General features: G+C 50.2%; 18 protein-coding genes. 17 read left to right on the forward strand and 1 reads right to left on the reverse strand.

The genetic code is table 11. The features are described 5' to 3' along the window. Positions 1-108: 108 nt before the first annotated feature. Positions 109-1,110: an aldo/keto reductase gene (locus tag ACUN27_RS12180; protein WP_445558978.1), complete on the forward strand. Its 1,002-nt coding sequence runs from the start codon at positions 109-111 to the stop codon at positions 1,108-1,110. Between the two features lie 316 nt (positions 1,111-1,426). Then, the gene (locus ACUN27_RS12185; RefSeq protein WP_315952562.1) at positions 1,427-2,704 is read left to right on the forward strand and encodes a polysaccharide lyase family 7 protein; all 1,278 of its coding nucleotides are present in this window, start codon (positions 1,427-1,429) and stop codon (positions 2,702-2,704) included. Positions 2,705-2,708: 4 nt separating this feature from the next. Here ACUN27_RS12185 and ACUN27_RS12190 read toward each other — a convergent pair whose 3' ends face one another. Next, entirely contained in the window at positions 2,709-3,593 is an 885-nt protein-coding gene (locus tag ACUN27_RS12190) for a helix-turn-helix domain-containing protein (protein WP_315952560.1), read from the reverse strand. A gap of 167 nt (positions 3,594-3,760) precedes the next feature. Between ACUN27_RS12190 and ACUN27_RS12195 the strand changes: the two genes are divergently transcribed. The 15 genes from ACUN27_RS12195 to ACUN27_RS12265 all read left to right on the forward strand — a co-directional run bounded on the left by ACUN27_RS12195 (position 3,761) and on the right by ACUN27_RS12265 (position 19,318). Then, entirely contained in the window at positions 3,761-4,900 is a 1,140-nt protein-coding gene (locus ACUN27_RS12195) for a fatty acid desaturase family protein (RefSeq protein WP_315952558.1), read from the forward strand. Beyond that, positions 4,890-5,207, forward strand: a complete 318-nt coding sequence (locus tag ACUN27_RS12200; protein WP_326060902.1) for a MocE family 2Fe-2S type ferredoxin — start codon at positions 4,890-4,892, stop codon at positions 5,205-5,207. The genes ACUN27_RS12195 and ACUN27_RS12200 overlap by 11 nt, the downstream gene beginning before the upstream one ends. Positions 5,208-5,245: 38 nt before the next feature. Beyond that, positions 5,246-6,193 (forward strand): hypothetical protein, encoded by a 948-nt coding sequence (locus ACUN27_RS12205; RefSeq protein ID WP_445558979.1) that lies wholly within the window; start codon positions 5,246-5,248, stop codon positions 6,191-6,193. A gap of 233 nt (positions 6,194-6,426) precedes the next feature. Beyond that, a complete protein-coding gene (fdhA, locus tag ACUN27_RS12210) occupies positions 6,427-7,641 on the forward strand; it encodes a formaldehyde dehydrogenase, glutathione-independent (RefSeq protein ID WP_445558980.1) in 1,215 nt (404 codons plus the stop codon). A gap of 139 nt (positions 7,642-7,780) precedes the next feature. Continuing rightward, complete coding sequence (locus ACUN27_RS12215) at positions 7,781-8,677, forward strand: TolB family protein (protein ID WP_326060899.1); 897 nt, start codon at positions 7,781-7,783, stop codon at positions 8,675-8,677. A gap of 128 nt (positions 8,678-8,805) precedes the next feature. After that, on the forward strand, positions 8,806-10,671 hold the full coding sequence (gene iolD, locus ACUN27_RS12220) for a 3D-(3,5/4)-trihydroxycyclohexane-1,2-dione acylhydrolase (decyclizing) (RefSeq protein ID WP_445558981.1): 1,866 nt from the start codon (positions 8,806-8,808) through the stop codon (positions 10,669-10,671). An 18-nt stretch (positions 10,672-10,689) separates the two neighbouring features. Beyond that, positions 10,690-11,598 (forward strand): myo-inosose-2 dehydratase, encoded by a 909-nt coding sequence (gene iolE, locus ACUN27_RS12225; RefSeq protein WP_326060897.1) that lies wholly within the window; start codon positions 10,690-10,692, stop codon positions 11,596-11,598. A gap of 7 nt (positions 11,599-11,605) precedes the next feature. Then, positions 11,606-12,616 carry a 5-dehydro-2-deoxygluconokinase gene (gene iolC, locus ACUN27_RS12230; protein WP_445558982.1) on the forward strand — a complete coding sequence of 337 codons (1,011 nt, stop codon included), beginning with the start codon at positions 11,606-11,608 and terminating at the stop codon, positions 12,614-12,616. Positions 12,617-12,658: 42 nt separating this feature from the next. Next, a complete protein-coding gene (locus ACUN27_RS12235; protein WP_315952544.1) occupies positions 12,659-14,104 on the forward strand; it encodes a CoA-acylating methylmalonate-semialdehyde dehydrogenase in 1,446 nt (481 codons plus the stop codon). Between the two features lie 43 nt (positions 14,105-14,147). Beyond that, positions 14,148-15,026, forward strand: coding sequence for a class II fructose-1,6-bisphosphate aldolase (gene fba, locus ACUN27_RS12240; protein WP_315952542.1), 879 nt, complete (start codon positions 14,148-14,150; stop codon positions 15,024-15,026). After that, positions 15,023-16,066 carry an inositol 2-dehydrogenase gene (gene iolG / locus ACUN27_RS12245; RefSeq protein WP_315952541.1) on the forward strand — a complete coding sequence of 348 codons (1,044 nt, stop codon included), beginning with the start codon at positions 15,023-15,025 and terminating at the stop codon, positions 16,064-16,066. The genes fba and iolG overlap by 4 nt, the downstream gene beginning before the upstream one ends. A 22-nt stretch (positions 16,067-16,088) precedes the next feature. After that, entirely contained in the window at positions 16,089-16,907 is an 819-nt protein-coding gene (gene iolB / locus ACUN27_RS12250) for a 5-deoxy-glucuronate isomerase (protein ID WP_315952540.1), read from the forward strand. 83 nt (positions 16,908-16,990) lie between these two features. Continuing rightward, positions 16,991-18,001, forward strand: a complete 1,011-nt coding sequence (locus ACUN27_RS12255; RefSeq protein ID WP_445558983.1) for a LacI family DNA-binding transcriptional regulator — start codon at positions 16,991-16,993, stop codon at positions 17,999-18,001. Between the two features lie 116 nt (positions 18,002-18,117). Further along, positions 18,118-19,113, forward strand: a complete 996-nt coding sequence (locus ACUN27_RS12260; protein ID WP_315952538.1) for a formylglycine-generating enzyme family protein — start codon at positions 18,118-18,120, stop codon at positions 19,111-19,113. A 34-nt stretch (positions 19,114-19,147) separates the two neighbouring features. Continuing rightward, positions 19,148-19,318 carry a hypothetical protein gene (locus ACUN27_RS12265; RefSeq protein ID WP_326060894.1) on the forward strand — a complete coding sequence of 57 codons (171 nt, stop codon included), beginning with the start codon at positions 19,148-19,150 and terminating at the stop codon, positions 19,316-19,318. Positions 19,319-19,381: the final 63 nt, after the last annotated feature.

Below are 19,381 nucleotides of genomic sequence, written 5' to 3' on the forward strand. Positions count from 1 at the left end.
TGATTAACTTGGTTTAAGTGAAGCAGTTTGACCGACCGTAGAAAACGGAGGCGATCCTTTGAGGGATTGCCCTTTTTTTTTAATACCAACAGACAGGGAGATGTGAATATGAGTATTGGACAAAGACGTCTTGGCCGATCAGGATTGCGCGTTTCGGAGGTAAGTCTGGGCACGATGGCTTTCGGCAGATGGATCGGGGAGAAGGAATCTGCAGAAGTGCTGGACACGGCGCTTGATGCGGGAATTACCCTTATTGATACAGCTGATGTGTATGGCTCTGGGATGGACAAGGATAACCCGCTTGAAACCGGCGAGTCCGAAACGATTCTCGGCAACTTGCTTGGTGCGCGCCGCCATGAAATCGTGCTCGCGACCAAAGTTCACGGACGTGTCGGACTAGGCCCGAATGATGCTGGTCAAAGCCGATACCATATTTACCGTGCTGTTGAAAATAGTCTTAAACGATTGAAAACCGATTATATTGACTTGTACCAAGTACATAGATTCGACGAACAAACTCCGCTCGAAGAAACGTTGCGCGCGTTGGACGACCTTGTTCGTCAAGGAAAAGTTCGCTACATCGGCGCCTCGAACTATGCGGCGTGGCAGATCGCCAAAGCTCATGGCATCTCTGCGCTGCAGCGGCTTGAACGCTTCGAGAGCGTTCAGCCGGAATACAGCCTGATTGCACGCGGAATCGAGCAGGAGCTGTTGCCTTTCGCCATCTCGGAAGGCGTAGGTGTTATCGTGTACAGCCCGCTGGGACGCGGACTTTTGACGGGGAAATACGCCTACGGTCAGCAACCGCCTGCAGGAACTCGTGGCGCTGCCAATGAGAAGCGGCTGCAAGTGCTGCTGGAGCAAGAGCGGCATTTCCACATTGTGGAGCAGTTGAAACCAATCGCAGCTCGGAAGGGTTGGACGCTTGCTCAGCTAGCGCTGAGCTGGGTTCTGAGTACGCAGGGAGTCACATCGGCGATTCTGGGTGTGTCCAAACCGCATCACATTACGGATATTTTGCCAATGGTTGCTGAGAAGTTAACTCAGGAGGAACTGAAAGAGCTCGATGCGGTGACGAGAAATCCCCAAGCGAATCTAGTTAGAAATTAAGACAGTGAATAGAGGGCTGCTCCAGGAAGGTGATCTTCTGAGGAGTGGCCCTTTTTGTGCTGACTCTAGGAATAACACAAGTGGACCTAAAAAAAACGCTACAGGGATAGGAAGAATTTAACTATAATGAACATTGTTAAGCGCTTACACGGAAATAAACGCTAGTATTCGAACATGAAAGGAGGTCACCTAAGCCTGCAGCACAAAAGTCATTGTTCGCCTTCAGATTGCCTCACACTGATTTTCTGAATGAACAGCATTGCGTACTGCTTCGAACTCAGAACACAAAAGTTGACCATTAACTAGGAGGATTATTATGCGAAAAAAAATGCTAAAACCCATTCATTACTTAGTAATGCTTTCCTTGCTGTTGTCAACCGCATTAATTTTCAGCAATGTTACGTCGGTAACAGCCGCATCCATTGCGATCACTAATCCTGGCTTCGAAAGTGATGCAACAGGATGGACGAAGGTTGGCTCCGCTGCGATCTCAACGAGCGATCATCACTCGGGTACTCGTTCGGCCAAATCCACAGCTAGCGGTGGCGGTTATCAGCAAACCATATCCGGTCTAACAGCGAACACCGATTATACGTTGAAAGCCTGGATTTTGGGTCAAGGCGTTATTGGCGCTAATACCTTTGGCGGCAGCGAAGTTACGGCTGGCGGCAATACCTCAACTTGGACGCAATTTACCGTCAACTTTACGACAGGGGCGACGAATACCAGCGCCGTAATTTTCACTAGAAGCACGGGCTCTTCCGATGTACGCTTTGATGATTTTACCCTTGACAGCGGCACTGGCTCGACGCCAACTCCTACCGCAACGCCAACAACCACACCAACACCGACGCCACCTACAACTCCAACACTTCCATCTGATGTCCTATACTTGAAAAATTGGAAAATCACTTTGCCGATTCCGAAGCAATCCGGCTCGACTAGTCCACTAGAAGTATTACAACCAGCGTTAAATACGTATTCCATCGACCCTTGGTTTAAAGTTGTCCACGATGCGGATGGCTATGCCGTTCAATTTCGCGCGAACCATGGCGCTGTGTCAACATCAGGGTCCAGCAATCCTAGAAGTGAGCTGCGCGAGATGAAAGATAACTATACGACTGGAGATTCCAGCAATCAGATGTCTTGGGGCAGTAATGACGGGAAAACACATACGATGTATATTAAGCAAAAAGTGACGCATCTGACAACGGTTAAACCGCAAACGGTCGTTGGCCAAATTCACGATGCCAATGATGATGTGACTGTCTTCCGTGTCGAAGGCAATAATCCTGGCGGCGTTTCCACGACAGCAAAAATTTACATTACAGACGGGGATAATACGCATGGTTATTTGCTCGACAGCAATTATACGCTGGGAACTTTATTTACGGTTAAAATCATTGTAGCGAATGGAGTCATTTCCTATGAATACAATGGTCAAACTGTGCCTTACACGCAAACGAAAAATGTAACAGGGTGTTTCTTCAAAATTGGAAACTATACGCAATCCAATGATTCAACTGCGCCTGGTGAAAGTCCGGACGCCTATGCCGAGAACTGGGTGTACGACTATTCGGTCACACATCAATAAGCTGCTACTGGTCCGGCGTGTCTTTGAAAAGTGTAGCGCAAAATTGACTAAGACTCATACCTGTTTTTCGCTTGAAAATTTTCCCGAATGCATGGATATTCGTGTAGCCCACCTCATTGGCAATTTCGCCAAATGATTGCCCGGATTGAAGCGCCAGTTCCTTGGCCTTCTCCAATCGGACCCAGACCAAATATTGCACGGGTGACATGCCAAATGCGGTGCGGAATTGCGTAATAATGTAATTGCGGCTCCAGCCGGTCAATTTCTCCAGGTCTTGATGCGTAAATCCAACCTGCAAGTGGTTGGAGATATAGTTGCGTATAAGAATGAGCTTCGCTTTGTTAGCATCTTCTTTCTTCGAAGGGCTGACAGCGAGCTCTTTTTTTTGCTTGGACATTTGAAGTAAAACCTGTGTCAGCAGGCTTTGACAGAGAAAGTGGTCTGTTACCTCAGGCATCCGGTAATGGTGTACAAGTTCAGTCAGCTTATGCTCGATAGTGTGATTTTGGTAATTCCCCATGTAATGAGGACCGGTTTCATTGGAAGCATCCAGAATTTGTTGGACGGGGAAACCGGATTCGCCGAAATGGAAAACAATCGAGATGCAGACATAAGGCTCGTTCGGGCGGGTGGTGACGTAATGGGGCTCGTTCGGTCTGTGAAAGATCAAATCCCCACGTTCCGTCACATAATCATGCCCGCTAATATGATAGTCTGCAACTCCTTCAACCACATATTGCAGTTGATATTGCTTCAACGAGCGTGGTTTCAATTTCCAGCCGTTAGGGGCATGGAACATATGGGCAAGCGTAATATACGGCGGGAAATAATACTGCTTTAACTGTTCGAGCGTTTCGCTTGGCTCCATAAAATAAAGCTTAGTCGTCATCGTTCGCCTCCGCATGATCCGTCCAAGTGCCTAATTCCATTATACAAATTTATGGGAATTTGCCATAGTGTGATTTTGGTAACCATTTTGTTACTTTGGGATAAATACTTCCGTAGGGTGGGTCTGTACAATGAAAGCATAATCATCAAGGAGAAGGAGGCGCTCAGATGTCTTCAGCCAATGGAAGAAGAGATTACAGCCTTACAGGCAAGGAGAATCAGCGAGCACAAGATAGGGGCCTTGTCACCACCGAATGGTACACGTCTCCTATTCCTCGTCAGAGGATGAAGGAGTTAATGAAACGTAAAGACGGGCCGGCGATCCGGGATACCCTTATTTTATTCGCGCTTCTCATCGGCACTGGCATCCTTGCCTATTATTCGTGGGGAACGTGGTGGGCTGTTCCAGCATTTTTTATCTACGGCACCTTGTACGCATCCCCGGGAGATTCGCGTTGGCATGAGTGCGGGCATGGGACGGCTTTTAAAACACCTTGGATGAATGAAGTGGTGTATCAGATTGCTTCCTTCATGGTGCTGCGGTCTGCAACACCATGGCGCTGGAGCCACACGCGTCACCATAGCGATACGTACATTGTGGGGCGTGATCCCGAAATTTTTATGGAAAGACCACCGATCTGGCGCATTCTTTTTATGGAGATTCTTCATCTGTACGGCGGGCCGAAAGAAATAAAACGTTTTTTTCTCCATTGTGTTGGGAAAGTGGATCGTACGGAAAATGAGTACATTCCCCTGTCAGAGCGCCCCAAAGCATACCTGGAAGCACGCATATACCTGCTTATTTTAGCCTCTGTTACCGGGCTTGCGATTTATCAAATGAGTTTCCTGCCGCTTATGTTTATTGGCCTGCCGACATTCTATGGTACATTGCTGATGCTGTTATTTGGATTATCGCAGCATTTGGGGCTGCATGAAGATGTCTTGGATCATCGTTTGAATACGCGCACGGTATATCTGAATCCCGTGTTTAGATTTCTCTACTGGAATATGAATTATCATGTTGAGCATCATATGTTTCCGATGGTGCCTTATCATGCACTTCCTGCGCTTCATAATGAAATGCTGGGGGATTGCCCGAAGCCGTGCAGCAGTCTAGGCGCTGCGCTCAAAGAAGTCATGAACGCGCTCATCAAACAGGGCAAAGATCCATCCTTTACGATCGTTAAGCCGCTGCCGAGCACGGCGCGTCCTTATTACTATGGTCCGGCGAAAACGTCCGACCCCAATGAACTGAAAAGCACGGGCACGAAACCTGCAAGGACCGGAGGAATGACACATGGCGCCTGATGAGTGGATTGAAGCATGCAGAGCGGACGAAATTGAACAGGAAGACGTGATCCGCTTTGATTATAGCGAGCGTTCCTTCGCGATATACCGAACGGATCGAAACGACTACTATGCGACGGAGGGGTTTTGCACACATGGGAAGTTTCACCTGTCAGAGGGACTTGTCATGGGAAACATCATCGAATGTCCGAAGCATAACGGGAGATTCGATGTGATTACCGGTCAGGCGAAGAGGGCGCCGGTATGTATTGATTTGAAAACATATCCAGTGAAAGTAGAAGCGGGGAAAGTTTTCATTAGGCTCTGAGAGGGGAAGAGAGCATCGGGTTTTGGGAGGAGAATGATATGAAAGACAGGAATGCAGCGAAGGTTCAGACAGGAACGTATAAAGAGCACTTCTCTCTTTCCATAGAAAATGAGACGCTCAAAATAGAACTCATCCCGCAGCTCGGAGGGAAGCTGGTTTCCATGATGTATAAGCCAACTGGAAAACAGTGGCTGCTTGATTCAGGTGCGCGTCCTCTCAGGCAGCCGGAGTTTGGCTCAACCTTCACGGATTGGGATATGAGCGGTTGGGACGAATGTTTTCCAACCATTCTTGCCTGTCCTTCCGGCGGAGATGAACCTATTCTCCTGCCGGATCATGGAGAACTTTGGTCGCTTCCAGGAAGCTGTCAGATCGAAGAGGGGACTGTTAATTGTACGATCGTAAGCCCGCAGCTGCCCTACCGGTTTTCAAGGCGAATATCATTGGCGGACACAGACAAAGTCAAGCTGTCGTATCGCGCCGAGAATGAGGGGGATAAACCAATCCCCTTCCTGTGGGTCCCGCATCCTCAGTTTGCGATTACAGAGCAGACACGCCTTCTTCTTCCTGACTCTATGGAGCGTATGTTGTGTGTTTTTGGAGGTGAAAAACTTACAGCCGGCAATTCCTATTCCTGGAAGGAAGTCTCACGGCTTACACCCGAGGCATCTGGAGATGCGCGCAAGTTTTATTACGATGGGAAAGTAACGGCTGGATGGTCGGGTTTGTATGAAGAAGTAAGCGGTAATTATTTCATTATGTCTGTATCGGCTGACAAAGTTCCCTATATCGGCATTTGGATTGACGAAGGTATGATTAATGATCGAGTTACGTGTGCATTGGAGCCAAGTATCGGCTATTACGATTCGTTGGAGACGGCGATAAACAATGGAACGGCGCAGGTCATTCCGTCAAAAGGTTGCTTCGAATGGGAAATGGAGCTTTCTTTTGGTGTCGGTGAGTGGCTAAAGGCCGTTCAACCGTAGATGTATGGATAAAATGCCTACAGAAAGCGTAGGCGTGAGTGTGGATACAACTTTGTTACGCGAAGCTGTATACTTCACTGGGCTTGTCTCATATAATGGAAATAGATGGAATGGTTATTTGGTCTGCCTATTTATAAGTTTGTGAAAGCGTTTCCCCTATGCAAAAAATGATGAATGTTCCACGGATGTTCGAACGACGAAAGTGACATTTCAATTTTGGGAGGAATACGAAGATGACAGGAAACAGAGCAGTCGTTTATAACAAACCAGGCAGTGTAGAAATCCGGGATACAGCTTATCCGGATCTTATTTTACGTGATGGTCCAGGCGTGAATCCGCTAAATGTGGGACGTAAATGTGAACATGGCGTCATTCTGAAAGTTGTCACGACGAACATTTGCGGCAGCGACCAGCACATGGTCAGGGGCAGAACGACGGCGCCGTCGGGGCTTATTTTGGGACATGAAATCACAGGCGAAGTCATTGAGGTTGGTCGGGATGTGGAGTTTATCCAAAAAGGGGATCTGGTCTCCGTTCCGTTCAATATCGCCTGCGGACGCTGCCGTAATTGCAAAGAGCGCCATACGAATGTATGTCTGAATGTGAATCCGGATCGTCCAGGCTCTGCTTATGGCTATGTGGATATGGGCGGTTGGGTAGGCGGACAGTCCGAATACGTCATGGTACCCTACGCTGATTTTCAATTGCTGAAATTTCCTGACAAAGCGCAAGCGATGGAAAAAATTCTTGATCTAACGATGTTATCCGATATTTTCCCAACTGGCTACCATGGTGCAGTTAGCGCCGGTGTTCGTTCTGGCTCGACCGTATACGTTGCCGGTGCGGGGCCAGTCGGTTTGGCGGCAGCACATTCCGCACAACTGCTGGGCGCAGCGGTCGTTATCGTCGGCGATTTGAACGCAGAGCGGCTGGCTCAAGCGAAAAGCTTCGGCTGCGAGACTGTCAATTTGCGTGAGCATGCCAATTTGGCCGAGCAGATCGAGCAAATCTTGGGCACGCCGGAAGTGGATTGCGCGATTGACTGCGTCGGCTTCGAAGCTCATGGACATGGCAAGGGGCATGGCGAGGCGCCGGCGACTGTGCTTAATTCCATCATGGAGGTTACGCGTGCGGGCGGCAGTCTGGGTATTCCGGGGTTGTACGTGACAGGCGATCCTGGCGCTGTGGATGAGGACTCCAAAATCGGCACACTGAAAATCCGGTTCGGGCTCGGCTGGGCCAAATCCCATACGTTTGTCACGGGCCAAACGCCGGTCATGAAATACCATCGTGACTTGATGATGGCAATTCTTAGCGGCAGAGCGCAAATCGCGAAAGCGGTGAACGCGACGAAAATCTCCTTAGAGGAAGCGCCTAACGCTTACCAGGAATTTGATCGCGGTGTCTCTCGAAAATTCGTGATCGATCCGCATGGGCTTGTGAGATAGAAGGTTTTGTTGATGACATCCTCAGTCGTTGGACTGGGGGTGTCTTTTTGTGCTTCGGAAAGGCAGGCAGGTTTAAACATGCCAACATCGAAGTATTTAACAGATGAAATTGCATCCTATAGACTACGGAGGTAAGCAAATGAATACATTAAAAGAACCGCTGACGAATAAAGGCCGCAACGTGAGAAGCATCCTTGAAGTCGTCGATATTCATACGGGTGAGCGAACTCAGCTGGCTTATTATGATTACCTGATCGAAGCTCCGAATTGGACGAGTGACGGTAACCGGCTCATTTATAATAGTCTGGGCCGTCTCTATTCTTTTGATATCTTAGAGAGTGAAAGCACACTAATTGATTCGGGATACATTGATCATTGTAATAACGATCACGTGCTATCGCCCGACCAAACGCAAATTGCCGTAAGTCATCATACACAGGAAGACGGCCAGTCTCGCATTTACATCGTACCACTGGAGGAAGGGCATCCGGTTCTCGTTACCCCCATGGCGCCGAGTTATTTGCACGGGTGGTCACCAGACGGCAGTGAACTAGCTTACTGTGCAGAACGAAACGGACAATATGACATTTATACAATCCCTGCTGCCGGAGGTGTGGAGAGACAGCTAACGGATAGTCCTGGTCTGAATGACGGCCCTGAATATTCACCCGACGGCAAGCATATCTGGTTTAATTCCGTTCGATCGGGTCTGATGCAAGTATGGCGCATGAACGTAGATGGCAGCGAGCAGACGCAGATGACGTTTGATGAAAGTAACAACTGGTTCCCGCATGTGTCTCCTGACGGTGAGCTTGTTGCGTATATCGCGTATAAAAAAGGCGATGTTGAACCCGGGGACCATCCCCCGAACAAGCAGGTGGAAATACGCTTGATGCCAAGCGGTGGCGGCGAAGCTAGAACACTGGTTCAACTATTTGGCGGCCAAGGCACAATTAATGTCAACTCATGGTCTCCAGATAGCAGCAGGCTGGCGTTCGTCAGCTACGCATTGATTTCACCCGATGCTGGAAAATAAATGTTGAAGCATTTGAAATCCTGTAGTAATATCAAATTAAGCGCTTAACCTCGATGGAGATTAAGTGCTTAAAACAGGAGAGATTAAGCGCTTAATCCCTCGGGATAGCAAAGGAGATCGAGATACCCATGAGCACAATCCGTTTAACGATGGCACAGGCTTTGCTTCGATTCTTGGACAGTCAGTACATATCGGTTGATGGTAGAGAGCAGAAGTTTGTTGAAGGTGTTTTCGGTATATTTGGACATGGCAACGTGACGGGCATCGGTGAAGCGTTGGAACGAAGCGTGGGCAGTCTTACTTATCGGCAAGGTAAAAATGAACAAGGCATGGTGCATTCTGCAATCGCTTTCGCCAAACAGCGGAATCGGCAGCAAATCTATGCCTGCACCAGCTCGATTGGCCCGGGTGCATTAAATATGGTCACAGCCGCAGCAACAGCGACGGTTAACCGCATTCCGGTACTGCTGCTGCCGGGAGACAATTTTGCCTCCAGACAGCCGGACCCCGTGCTGCAGCAATTGGAATCTATTCAGGATTACACAATATCGGCTACGGATGCTTTTAAAACGGTAAGCAAATATTGGGACCGGATCGTCAGACCGGAACAACTGATGACAGCTGCCGTTCAGGCTATCCGTGTATTGACGGATCCGGCCGAGACAGGAGCAGTAACTTTGGCTCTGCCACAGGATGTACAGGCGGAGGCGTATGATTATCCTTTAGCTTTCTTTGATAAGAAAGTCCATTATATCGATCGTCGGCCAGCCGCCGAGGGCGCGGTCAAACGTGCAGCGGAGCTGCTGAAAGGCAAGCGCAAGCCGCTCATCATCGCCGGCGGCGGCGTGTTGTACGCTTCCGCTTCGCAGGAGCTTGCTGCTTTCGCCGAAGCTTTCGGCATCCCCGTGGCCGAAACGCAAGCCGGCAAAAGCGCCCTGCCTTGGAACCACCCGCTGCAGGTCGGCGCAATCGGCGTCACAGGGTCGCTGGCAGCCAACCGGCTTGCGCAAGAGGCGGACGTCATTATCGGCGTCGGAACGAGATATTCTGACTTTACAACATCGTCGAAGTCGGCTTTTACCCATCCTGACGTGCAGTTCGTCAACATTAATGTCAGCGGATTTGATGCGGCGAAGTTAAATGGCGTGGGGATTACCGCCGATGCGCGAGAAGGTCTTATTGCCTTGCAGGAAGCGCTTACACAGACCGCCTATAGAACTGCATACGAAAGCGGGGAAATTGACGGCCTTAGACAGCAATGGACCGCTGAAGTGGACCGCTTGTACGCGGCCGAGCATGAGGCTGGACTAGCACAAACTCGTGCATTGGGTGTCATTAACGCCGCGATTGACCCTTCCTCGGTGATCGTGTGTGCGGCCGGCAGCCTGCCGGGTGATCTGCATCGATTATGGCGGCCGGTCGAGCCCAAAACCTATCATATGGAGTATGGCTTCTCCTGTATGGGGTACGAAATTGCCGGAGCCTTCGGGGCTGCCCTGGCAGAACCTGAACGCGACGTATACGCCATGGTAGGCGACGGCAGTTACCTGATGATGCATTCCGAGATGGTCACCAGTCTGCAAGAAGGCCGCAAAATAACGGTGCTGCTATTTGATAACCATGGCTTCCAATGCATTCATAACCTCCAAAGAAGCCAAGGCAGTGATGGTTTCGGTAATGAATTCCGCTACCGCACGGAAGCGACAGGCGGTTTGACGGGTGCCTATATGCCTATTGATTTTGCCGCGCATGCTCGCAGTTTGGGGGCTAAGGCTTATAAGGCAAATACGGCTGAGGAGCTTCAGATTGCGCTGCAGATGGCCAAACAGGAGAGTGTAACTACACTCATTGAAATCTCTGTCGTTCCAGGCACGAATACCGATGGTTATGAGTCCTGGTGGAATGTAGGCGTACCCGAGGTCTCCGTCTCAAGCAAGGTTGTTGAAGCGCACGAAAACATGAAAGCCCGCATTCAGGCGGTCACGATCATTTAACGAGAGGGGATACGCTGCATGGGTAAACTGCCTTTTAAACTTGGCATACATCCAATTAATTGGGTTGGCGAGGATGTAAGGGAACACGGCGCTGACACCACATTTGAGCAAATTGTTGACGATATTCAGGCTTTAGGGTTGACGGGAACCGAGATGGGACGGAAATATCCGACAGATCCTACCGTTCTAAAGGCTGAGCTTGCGAAGCGCGGTATTGAGCTAACATCTCAGTGGAAATCGGTGCTTTTTTCCGACCCGGCATACCGCGAAGCGGAACTTGAAGCGTACCGCAAACATGTAGAGTTTCTTCATGAGATGGGAAGCACCGTCATCTCCACGTGCGAAGTGGGAGGTTCCCTGCACTTTGATCCGCGGCGTACGCCTAACGAGAAGGAAGTGCTGCGTTTCGATGAAGCAGCCTGGCGATCGCTGGCAGAAGGTCTGAATGCAGCCGGAGCCATCGCTCAGGAGTATGGCCTCAAACTAACGTATCATCATCACGGCGGAACGGCTGTAGAACAGCCGGAAGAAATCGATCGCCTAATGGAATTAACCGATCCTAATCTTGTGTATCTATTGTTTGATACAGGCCACGCCTATTATGGCGGCGCAGACCCGCTTGCGGTTTTGCGTAAGCATTACGATCGTATCGCATATATTCATTTAAAGGACATTCGGCAAGAAATACTCGACCAAGCACGCGCAGCAAACGCGGATTTCGTGACTTGCATTCGCCAAGGCGTGTTCACGGTACCGGGTGATGGATGCCTGGATTTTGCTCCAATTTTCCGGGAGCTGCTAGAGCGTAACTACAGCGGTTGGGCAATGCTGGAAGGCGAGCAAGATCCCGCTGAACATCCAGCATACGAATACGCGAAGAAATCGCTTGATTTTATCCAAACGCTCATATCCCAAGAAAGCAGGTAGAGAAGCCATGACCTATGTATCTTTTCCAACGAATAAGCCGCTTGATTTTGTAGCTATTGGACGCTTGTGCATCGATTTGAATGCGAATGAAATTCATCGCCCCATGGAAGAAACGATGACGTTTACGAAATATGTCGGCGGATCGCCTGCGAATATCACGATTGGAATGTCGCGTTTAGGTCTGAATACAGCTTTCATCGGGAAAGTGGCTAACGATCAAATGGGCCGTTTTATTACCGACTATCTGCAGCGCAACAAGATTGACACCGCCGGTGTTGTAACGGATACAACCGGAGCCGTGACGGGGCTTGCTTTTACGGAAATTAAAAGTCCTACCGATTGCAGCATTCTGATGTACCGAGACAACGCAGCCGACCTGAAATTGACGCCTAACGAGGTGCAAGAGGAGCTGATCGCCCAGGCTAAGGTGCTGCTTATTTCCGGGACGGCGCTTGCCAAAAGCCCATCGCGGGAAGCTGTAGTCCAAGCTTTGAATTATGCCAAAAAGCACGGCGCAGTTATCGTCTTCGATTTGGATTATCGCCCTTATACATGGACATCACCGGAAGAAACAGCGGTTTATTACAATCTTGCCGCTGAAAAATGCGACATCATCCTCGGAACGCGTGAAGAGTTCGATATGATGGAATGTTTCGAAAGCAATGAGTCCTCCGACGATAAAGTTACGGCTTCCAAGTGGTTTAACCATTCAGCGAAAATCGTCATCATCAAGCATGGGAAAGAAGGCTCTATCGCTTATACACAGGATGACGAGGGGCACCGGGCGAAGAGCTTCCCAGCCAAAGTCGTCAAAACCTTCGGAGCGGGAGATTCCTATGCTGCTGGATTCCTGTATGGCGTTATGCAAGGCTGGACGCTTGAGAAGAGCATGGAATTCGGAAGCGCTGCCGCATGTATCGTTATTTCCAGCCATAGCTGCTCGGATGCCATGCCGACCGTTAACCAAGTAGAAGATTATATTGAGCGCTGCAATCGCAATGAAATTACTGCCTCATAGGCGAGATTTAGAAACCAGGCAACTTTGAAAGGGGAAACCACAATGACACAAGTATTGAAAAACTTGATTGGCGGAGCATGGGTAGCATCAACTGCCACACAGAACGAAGCCGTGATGAATCCGGCAACCGAAGAAATCATCGCTTATGTGCCGTTTTCAACAAAAGAGGATGTGGATCAAGCGGTTCAAGCGGCAAACGCTGCTTTTAAAACCTGGAGCGCGACACCAGTTCCGCGCAGAGCTCGCGTGCTGTTCAAGTACCAGCAGCTCCTAGTCGATCATTGGGAAGAACTGGCGCGCCTCGTAACCAAAGAAAACGGCAAAAGCTACACGGAAGCTTACGGTGAAGTGCTGCGCGGGATCGAGTGCGTCGAGTTCGCTGCAGGAGCACCGAATCTAATGATGGGTAAACAGCTTCCGGATATCGCAACGGGGCTGGAGTCCGGTATGTATCGCTATCCGGTTGGCGTTGTTGGCGGTATCACGCCTTTCAACTTCCCGATGATGGTGCCGTGCTGGATGTTCCCGCTGGCGATTGCTTGCGGCAATACGTTTGTTTTGAAGCCGTCCGAGCGGACGCCTCTGCTGGCTAATCGTTTGGCGGAGCTATTTATGGAAGCCGGCTTGCCGGAAGGTGTACTGAACATCGTTCATGGTGCGCATGACGTGGTGAACGGCATTTTGGAGCATAAGGACATTAAGGCGGTTTCTTTTGTAGGGTCACAGCCTGTTGCAGAATATGTGTATAAAACAGCTTCCGCACACGGGAAACGGGTACAGGCGCTGGCTGGTGCCAAAAACCATTCCATCGTTCTGCCGGATGCGAACCTGGACCTAACGGTTAAAGAAATTATCAATGCTTCCTTTGGTTCTGCAGGCGAGCGTTGTATGGCATGCTCAGTGGTAGTCGCTGTGGGAGATGTAGGCGATAAGCTCGTAGAGAAGCTTGTGGAAGCTGCGGATAAAATTACGATCGGCAACGGCAACGAAGAAGGCATCTTCCTTGGTCCTGTCATTCGTGGACCGCATAAGGATCGTACGCTGCAATATATTCAGACTGGAGAGCAAGAGGGAGCTTTACTCCTGCGCGATGGACGTAAAGATGCGGCAGCGGGCGGTGAAGGCTATTTCGTTGGGCCAACGATTTTTGACAACGTGCAGTGTGATATGAAAATTTGGAAAGACGAAATTTTTGCCCCTGTTCTTTCTATTGTGCGGGTAGATTCCCTAGAAGAAGCTATCGATTTGGCAAATCGTTCGGATTTTGCGAATGGCGCTTGTATCTTCACGGATAGCGGAAGCGCTGTAAGACAATTCCGGGATACGATTGATGCCGGCATGCTCGGTGTCAACCTTGGCGTACCCGCACCAATGGCGTTCTTCCCTTTCTCTGGATGGAAGAAATCTTTCTACGGGGATCTGCATGCGAACGGCACGGATGGTGTTGAATTTTATACTCGGAAGAAAATGGTGACCGCTCGCTGGTAATGTAAGTAAAAAACGTGATGGAGAGAGAGAAGGAGTGGAAGGTATGGCGCTGGTTTCGATGAAAGACATGCTGCATAAGGCGCTTGAAGAGCAGTATGCCGTTGGACAGTTTAATTTGAACAACTTGGAATTTACTCAGGCAATTCTGCAAGCAGCCCAGGAAGAGAAGGCACCAGTCATTCTCGGTGTCAGCGAGCCTTATATTCCTTATATGGGCGGGCTTCCATGCATTGTAGGAATGGTCAATGCGCTCATGGAGCATTACGGAATTACGGTACCTGTTGCCCTCCACTTGGATCACGGCACAACGTATGAGGTGTGTGTACGGGCCATTCATGCCGGCTTTACCTCTGTGATGATCGATGCCTCGCACCACACATTGGAGGCGAACATTGAGGTAACGCAGCGGGTCACTCAAATGGCTCATGTTCTTGGGGCTACCGTTGAGGCAGAGCTTGGAAGAATCACGGGACGCGAGGACGACTTGGTGGTGGACGAAGCCGAGGGGATGTATGCCGTGCCGGAGGATTGCGTCAAGCTGGTGTATGAGACCGGGATCGACTGCCTGGCGCCTGCGCTAGGTTCCGTACATGGACCCTACCGGGGCCAGCCGAAATTGGGCTTCGACCGCATGGGCGAAATTCAGCGATTGACGGGTCTGCCGCTTGTTCTGCACGGCGGCAGCGGCCTGCCGGAGAGCGAAATTCGGCAAGCGATTGCTTTGGGGACTTGTAAAATTAATGTCAATACAGATAACCAATCGGCCTGTACAGCAGCGATTCGCAGCTATTTACAAGAGCATCCCGAAGCATACGATCCGCGCAATTATTTGATCCCTGCGCGGGAAGCGATCAAGGCTTCGGTTAAGGCGAAAATTCGCTTGTTTGGCAGCGATGGAAAAGCGGGAGGACATGCACAATGAAGAAGATCAGAGTTGGCATAATTGGAGCGGGAAGAATCGGAAAAATTCATACCGATAATCTGTTGAAATTGCCGCAGGTAGAAGTTGTTGCGGTGAGTGATTTATTTGCCGGAGAGGAACTTACAGCTTGGGCTGCGGAAAGAGGCATCGATCAAGTCGTACAGGACAGCCAGGTGCTAATTGCCAATCCCGACATTGACGCTGTGTTTATTTGCTCGTCGACGGATACGCACGTACCTTTGATTAAGCAGGCGGCGAAAGCCGGCAAACACATTTTCTGCGAGAAGCCGGTTTCCATGGACATTACGCAAACCGAAGAAGCGCTGGAAGTGGTGCGTCAATCCGGCGTCCAGCTGCAAATCGGATTCAACCGCCGGTTTGATCATAACTTTAAACGTGTGCGTGACCATGTACAAAATGGGACAATTGGAGATCCTCACATCGTGAAAATTACGTCACGCGACCCGAATCCTCCGCATCCAGATTACATCAAAGTTTCTGGCGGCATTTTCATGGATATGATGATCCACGACTTCGATATGGCTCGATTCGTAACCGGCAGCGAAGTGGAAGAAGTGTATGCACAGGGGAATGTGCTGATCAATCCGGTTTTCGCTGAACATGGCGATGTGGATACGGCTATTGTGACGCTTCGCTTCGCAAACGGTGCGCTGGGCGTCATCGATAACAGCCGCCAGGCTGTCTACGGTTACGATCAGCGAGTAGAGGTTTTCGGCTCCAAAGGCAGTGTCGCTGTGACAAATGACCATCCGAATACGGCGGAAATTTCCACAGCCGAAGGCATTATGCGGGATAAACCGCTGCATTTCTTCTTGGAACGCTACAATGAAGCATATATCCTTGAGACACAAATGTTTATTGATAGCTTAGTGAACGGTCATCCCCTCCCGGTTGAAGGCTTTGACGGGCTTCAAGCAGAACGTATCGCCTTGGCTGCGAAGTTCTCTCGAGAGCTGCAGCGTCCGGTTAAAATCAGTGAAATCAGCGAGCTGTTGTCGCAGCAGTCAGTAGCTCAATAATGCAGTAGGGAGGCAGGATCACATGTCGGATTCCAATCTGATCGTTAAAGCCTATGAGGCAGATAAAGAGGGTGTCGTCCTTACCGTCACTCCCGAGTCTGCAGGGTGGGAGTATGTAGGGTTCCAAGTCGTCAAGCTAGCGGAAGGCCAGGTTCTGCGTCGTGAAACAGGCAGCAATGAAATCTGTCTGGTCCTTTTAAGCGGGAAAGCGGACGTTTCCACCAAGCTCCAATCGTGGCAAGGAATTGGGGAGCGGATGAGCGTCTTTGAGAAAATCGCTCCTTATTCGGTGTATGTGCCGAATGAAGATGTTTACGAAGTTAAGGCCCTTACGGACGTGGAGTTGGCGGTATGCGCCGCTCCCGGCTTTGGCCGTTACCCGGCCCGATTGATTGAACCGGCGCAGGTTGGCATCGAGGCTCGCGGATATGGCAATATCGAGCGTCGGATTCATAATATCCTCCCTGAACAAGAGTCGGCAGACAGCCTACTCGTGGTGGAGGTTTTTACCCCGGATGGACATTGGTCCAGCTACCCGCCTCATAAACATGACCGGGATTCGCTGCCCGATGAGTCCTTGCTGGAGGAGACTTATTACTTCCATGTTCAGCCTGAGCAGGGTTTCGCCATTCAACGCGTCTATACGGATGACCGCTCCTTGGATGAGACGCTTGTTGTTCGTGACGGTCAAACGGTGTTGGTGCCGAAAGGATATCATCCCGTGTGTGCGCCGCCTGGGTACGAAGTGTATTACTTGAACGTAATGGCGGGGCCAACGCGGACGTGGAAGTTCCATAATGATCCCGATCATGCTTGGCTCATGACCAAACCTCGCGAATAGCGGCTGTACGAGCGGGTTGCAACTTGGATGCCTTCTGAGCATAATAGAGACTAATGTGGAAGAAACAACGATGGGAGAAGCAAATGAAGGCAACCATATATGATGTAGCCCGTGAAGCCGGAGTATCGATAGCGGCCGTTTCGCAGGTTATCAACGGAAAAGGTAAAATCAGCGAGGAGCGCCGCAACGAAATTTTTCTCGTTATGGAACGGTTAAATTATCGTCCAAGCGTTATTGCCGCAGCTTTGACAGGCAAAAAGACATTCACCCTCGGGCTGCTGGTCCCCGATATTTCAAATCCTTTTTTTGCTGAAATCGCGCATGCGGTTGAAGATCAAGGACATAAGATTGGCTATAGCATTGTCATTTGCTCAACGCATAACGAAGACGAGCGAATTGAACGGTATTTAACGCTGTTGCAGCAAAAAAGCGTGGACGGCATGATCATCGGTACCGGAATGGACAATTTGGAACTTTTATCGCCCTTGGTCGATAAGTCGATTCCCATTGTTTCCATAGCCAGGGAGATGGCAAGTCCCTATGTACAAACCGTACATGTAGGCGACTTCGAAGGAGGCAAATTAGCAGCGCAGCATTTGCTTGAGCTCGGGCATACCCGGATTGCTGTGTTGGCCGAGCATCTGAAGGTCAGTTCCTCCCGGGAGCGCATTCGCGGGTTCCGTGAAGCGCTGGCGGGCGCGGGGCTCGAACTGCCGGATGCTTCGGTGAAGTCCGGCGGCTACGATCTGCTTCGCGACGGCAAGCGCCAAACGATGGAGCTGCTGCAGCAGGAGGGGCGTCCTTCGGCGCTCTTTTGCTGTAACGATCTGCTCGCCATTGGCGCGCTGCAAGCGGCCAAGGCTTTGGGTTTGCGCGTACCGGAGGACGTGTCGATCGTCGGCTTCGACGATACGATTTTGGCCTCGGTCACAGACCCGCCTTTGACCACGATCGCCCAGCCGATAGAGGCGATGGGGAAGCTGGCTGTTGATCTTGTGATCGCGCAGCTCGCGAACAAGGGGGACGCCAAGCCAGAGCAAGTGCTTAAACCGGAGCTCGTTGTACGCAAGTCTACCGGAGCGGTAAGCGAGTAAACAAGCAGGGACCAGTCGACGATTGTCGAATGGTCCTTTCTTGTTTACTTGGAAGGTGATATTCTTGTCTTATAACGTTGTTTTGGCATTCATTATAAAATGGGGGGGAGATTTTTTTGGAAGCTAATAAGTCCTGTTGTTCAGCAAGTCGAGATTCAGCTACACAAGTTCACTCCGACGCTCCGACACCTGTTCAGTCTCAGTCTCAGGCTCAAGCTCAGGCGGTTGAATCTAACGATCGTCAAGTTTCGGACAAGTCGGGCATGATCTATTTGGAGGGGGGCACGTTCCTGATGGGGACGGACGACCAAGAGGGTTTCCCAGCCGATGGTGAAGGACCGGTACGAGAGGTGACCATCAAGCCTTTTTACATAGATCCATGTACGGTAACCAATGCGGAATTCAAACAATTTATTGATCAAACGGGGTATCGCACCGAAGCGGAATCGTTCGGATGGTCGTTTGTTTTTCATCTGTTTGTATCTGAAGCCACAGCTCAAAAGGTGAAATCCGCCGTGCAGCAAACACCATGGTGGTGGGTTGTCGAGGGAGCCGACTGGCAGCATCCGGAAGGACCGGACTCCAATGTGGAAGATCGATGGGATCATCCGGTCATCCACGTGTCCTACCAAGATGCGCTAGCTTATTGCAAATGGTCGGGCAAACGCCTTCCTACAGAGGCCGAATGGGAGTATGCCGCAAGAGGCGGTTTGGTGCAAAAGCGCTACCCCTGGGGGGATGAACTGAAGCCGGGCGGCCAGCATAGATGCAACATTTGGCAGGGGAAATTCCCAATTAAGAATAACGCTAGCGACGGCTATGCAGGTACCGCGCCGGTACGAGCATTCGAGCCTAATGGCTACGGATTGTATAATGTTTCGGGCAACGTTTGGGAGTGGTGTTCGGACTGGTTCAGCCCGGACTATCATGTGAAAGCCAAACGAGTGAATCCTGCAGGACCTCCGTCCGGTCAAGCCCGTGTGATGCGTGGAGGCTCCTATTTGTGCCACAAATCGTATTGCAACCGGTATCGGGTAGCTGCGAGAAGCAAGAACACACCGGATAGCTCCACAGGAAATATTGGATTCCGCTGCGCTTCCGATGTTGAATAGAGACGATGGTTCACGATAGGAGGTTCGGCTTACTGTGATCAAGTGTAGACATTGTTTCAAAATGACTGATCTACAATTGCAGAAGTGTTCGCACTGCGGAGTGGTGCTCGGTTATTCGGTTGCAGAGAAATTTGATCTACTCGCTGAATCGGTTGAGCATGCACTGAAAAAGGAATTGGAAGCTAGAAGAAAGCTGAAGCATTGAATGGGAATAGTCATGAAAGGTCGCCTACAAGGCGGCCTTTTTTTGATTTGCTTGTGGTTAGTT

This window comes from Paenibacillus sp. WC2504 (assembly GCF_052682475.1).

Bases quoted from the DNA above. Each gene is read 5' to 3' on its own strand.
- iolC (WP_445558982.1), top strand. From the start codon at position 11,606: ATGACCTATGTATCTTTTCCAACGAATAAGCCGCTTGATTTTGTAGCT.
- iolE (WP_326060897.1), top strand. From the start codon at position 10,690: ATGGGTAAACTGCCTTTTAAACTTGGCATACATCCAATTAATTGGGTT.
- ACUN27_RS12185 (WP_315952562.1), top strand. From the start codon at position 1,427: ATGCGAAAAAAAATGCTAAAACCCATTCATTACTTAGTAATGCTTTCC.
- ACUN27_RS12180 (WP_445558978.1), top strand. From the start codon at position 109: ATGAGTATTGGACAAAGACGTCTTGGCCGATCAGGATTGCGCGTTTCG.
- iolB (WP_315952540.1), top strand. From the start codon at position 16,089: ATGTCGGATTCCAATCTGATCGTTAAAGCCTATGAGGCAGATAAAGAG.
- ACUN27_RS12235 (WP_315952544.1), top strand. From the start codon at position 12,659: ATGACACAAGTATTGAAAAACTTGATTGGCGGAGCATGGGTAGCATCA.
- ACUN27_RS12215 (WP_326060899.1), top strand. From the start codon at position 7,781: ATGAATACATTAAAAGAACCGCTGACGAATAAAGGCCGCAACGTGAGA.
- ACUN27_RS12205 (WP_445558979.1), top strand. From the start codon at position 5,246: ATGAAAGACAGGAATGCAGCGAAGGTTCAGACAGGAACGTATAAAGAG.
- ACUN27_RS12195 (WP_315952558.1), top strand. From the start codon at position 3,761: ATGTCTTCAGCCAATGGAAGAAGAGATTACAGCCTTACAGGCAAGGAG.
- fdhA (WP_445558980.1), top strand. From the start codon at position 6,427: ATGACAGGAAACAGAGCAGTCGTTTATAACAAACCAGGCAGTGTAGAA.
- fba (WP_315952542.1), top strand. From the start codon at position 14,148: ATGGCGCTGGTTTCGATGAAAGACATGCTGCATAAGGCGCTTGAAGAG.
- iolD (WP_445558981.1), top strand. From the start codon at position 8,806: ATGAGCACAATCCGTTTAACGATGGCACAGGCTTTGCTTCGATTCTTG.
- iolG (WP_315952541.1), top strand. From the start codon at position 15,023: ATGAAGAAGATCAGAGTTGGCATAATTGGAGCGGGAAGAATCGGAAAA.
- ACUN27_RS12255 (WP_445558983.1), top strand. From the start codon at position 16,991: ATGAAGGCAACCATATATGATGTAGCCCGTGAAGCCGGAGTATCGATA.
- ACUN27_RS12200 (WP_326060902.1), top strand. From the start codon at position 4,890: ATGGCGCCTGATGAGTGGATTGAAGCATGCAGAGCGGACGAAATTGAA.
- ACUN27_RS12190 (WP_315952560.1), bottom strand. From the start codon at position 3,593: ATGACGACTAAGCTTTATTTTATGGAGCCAAGCGAAACGCTCGAACAG.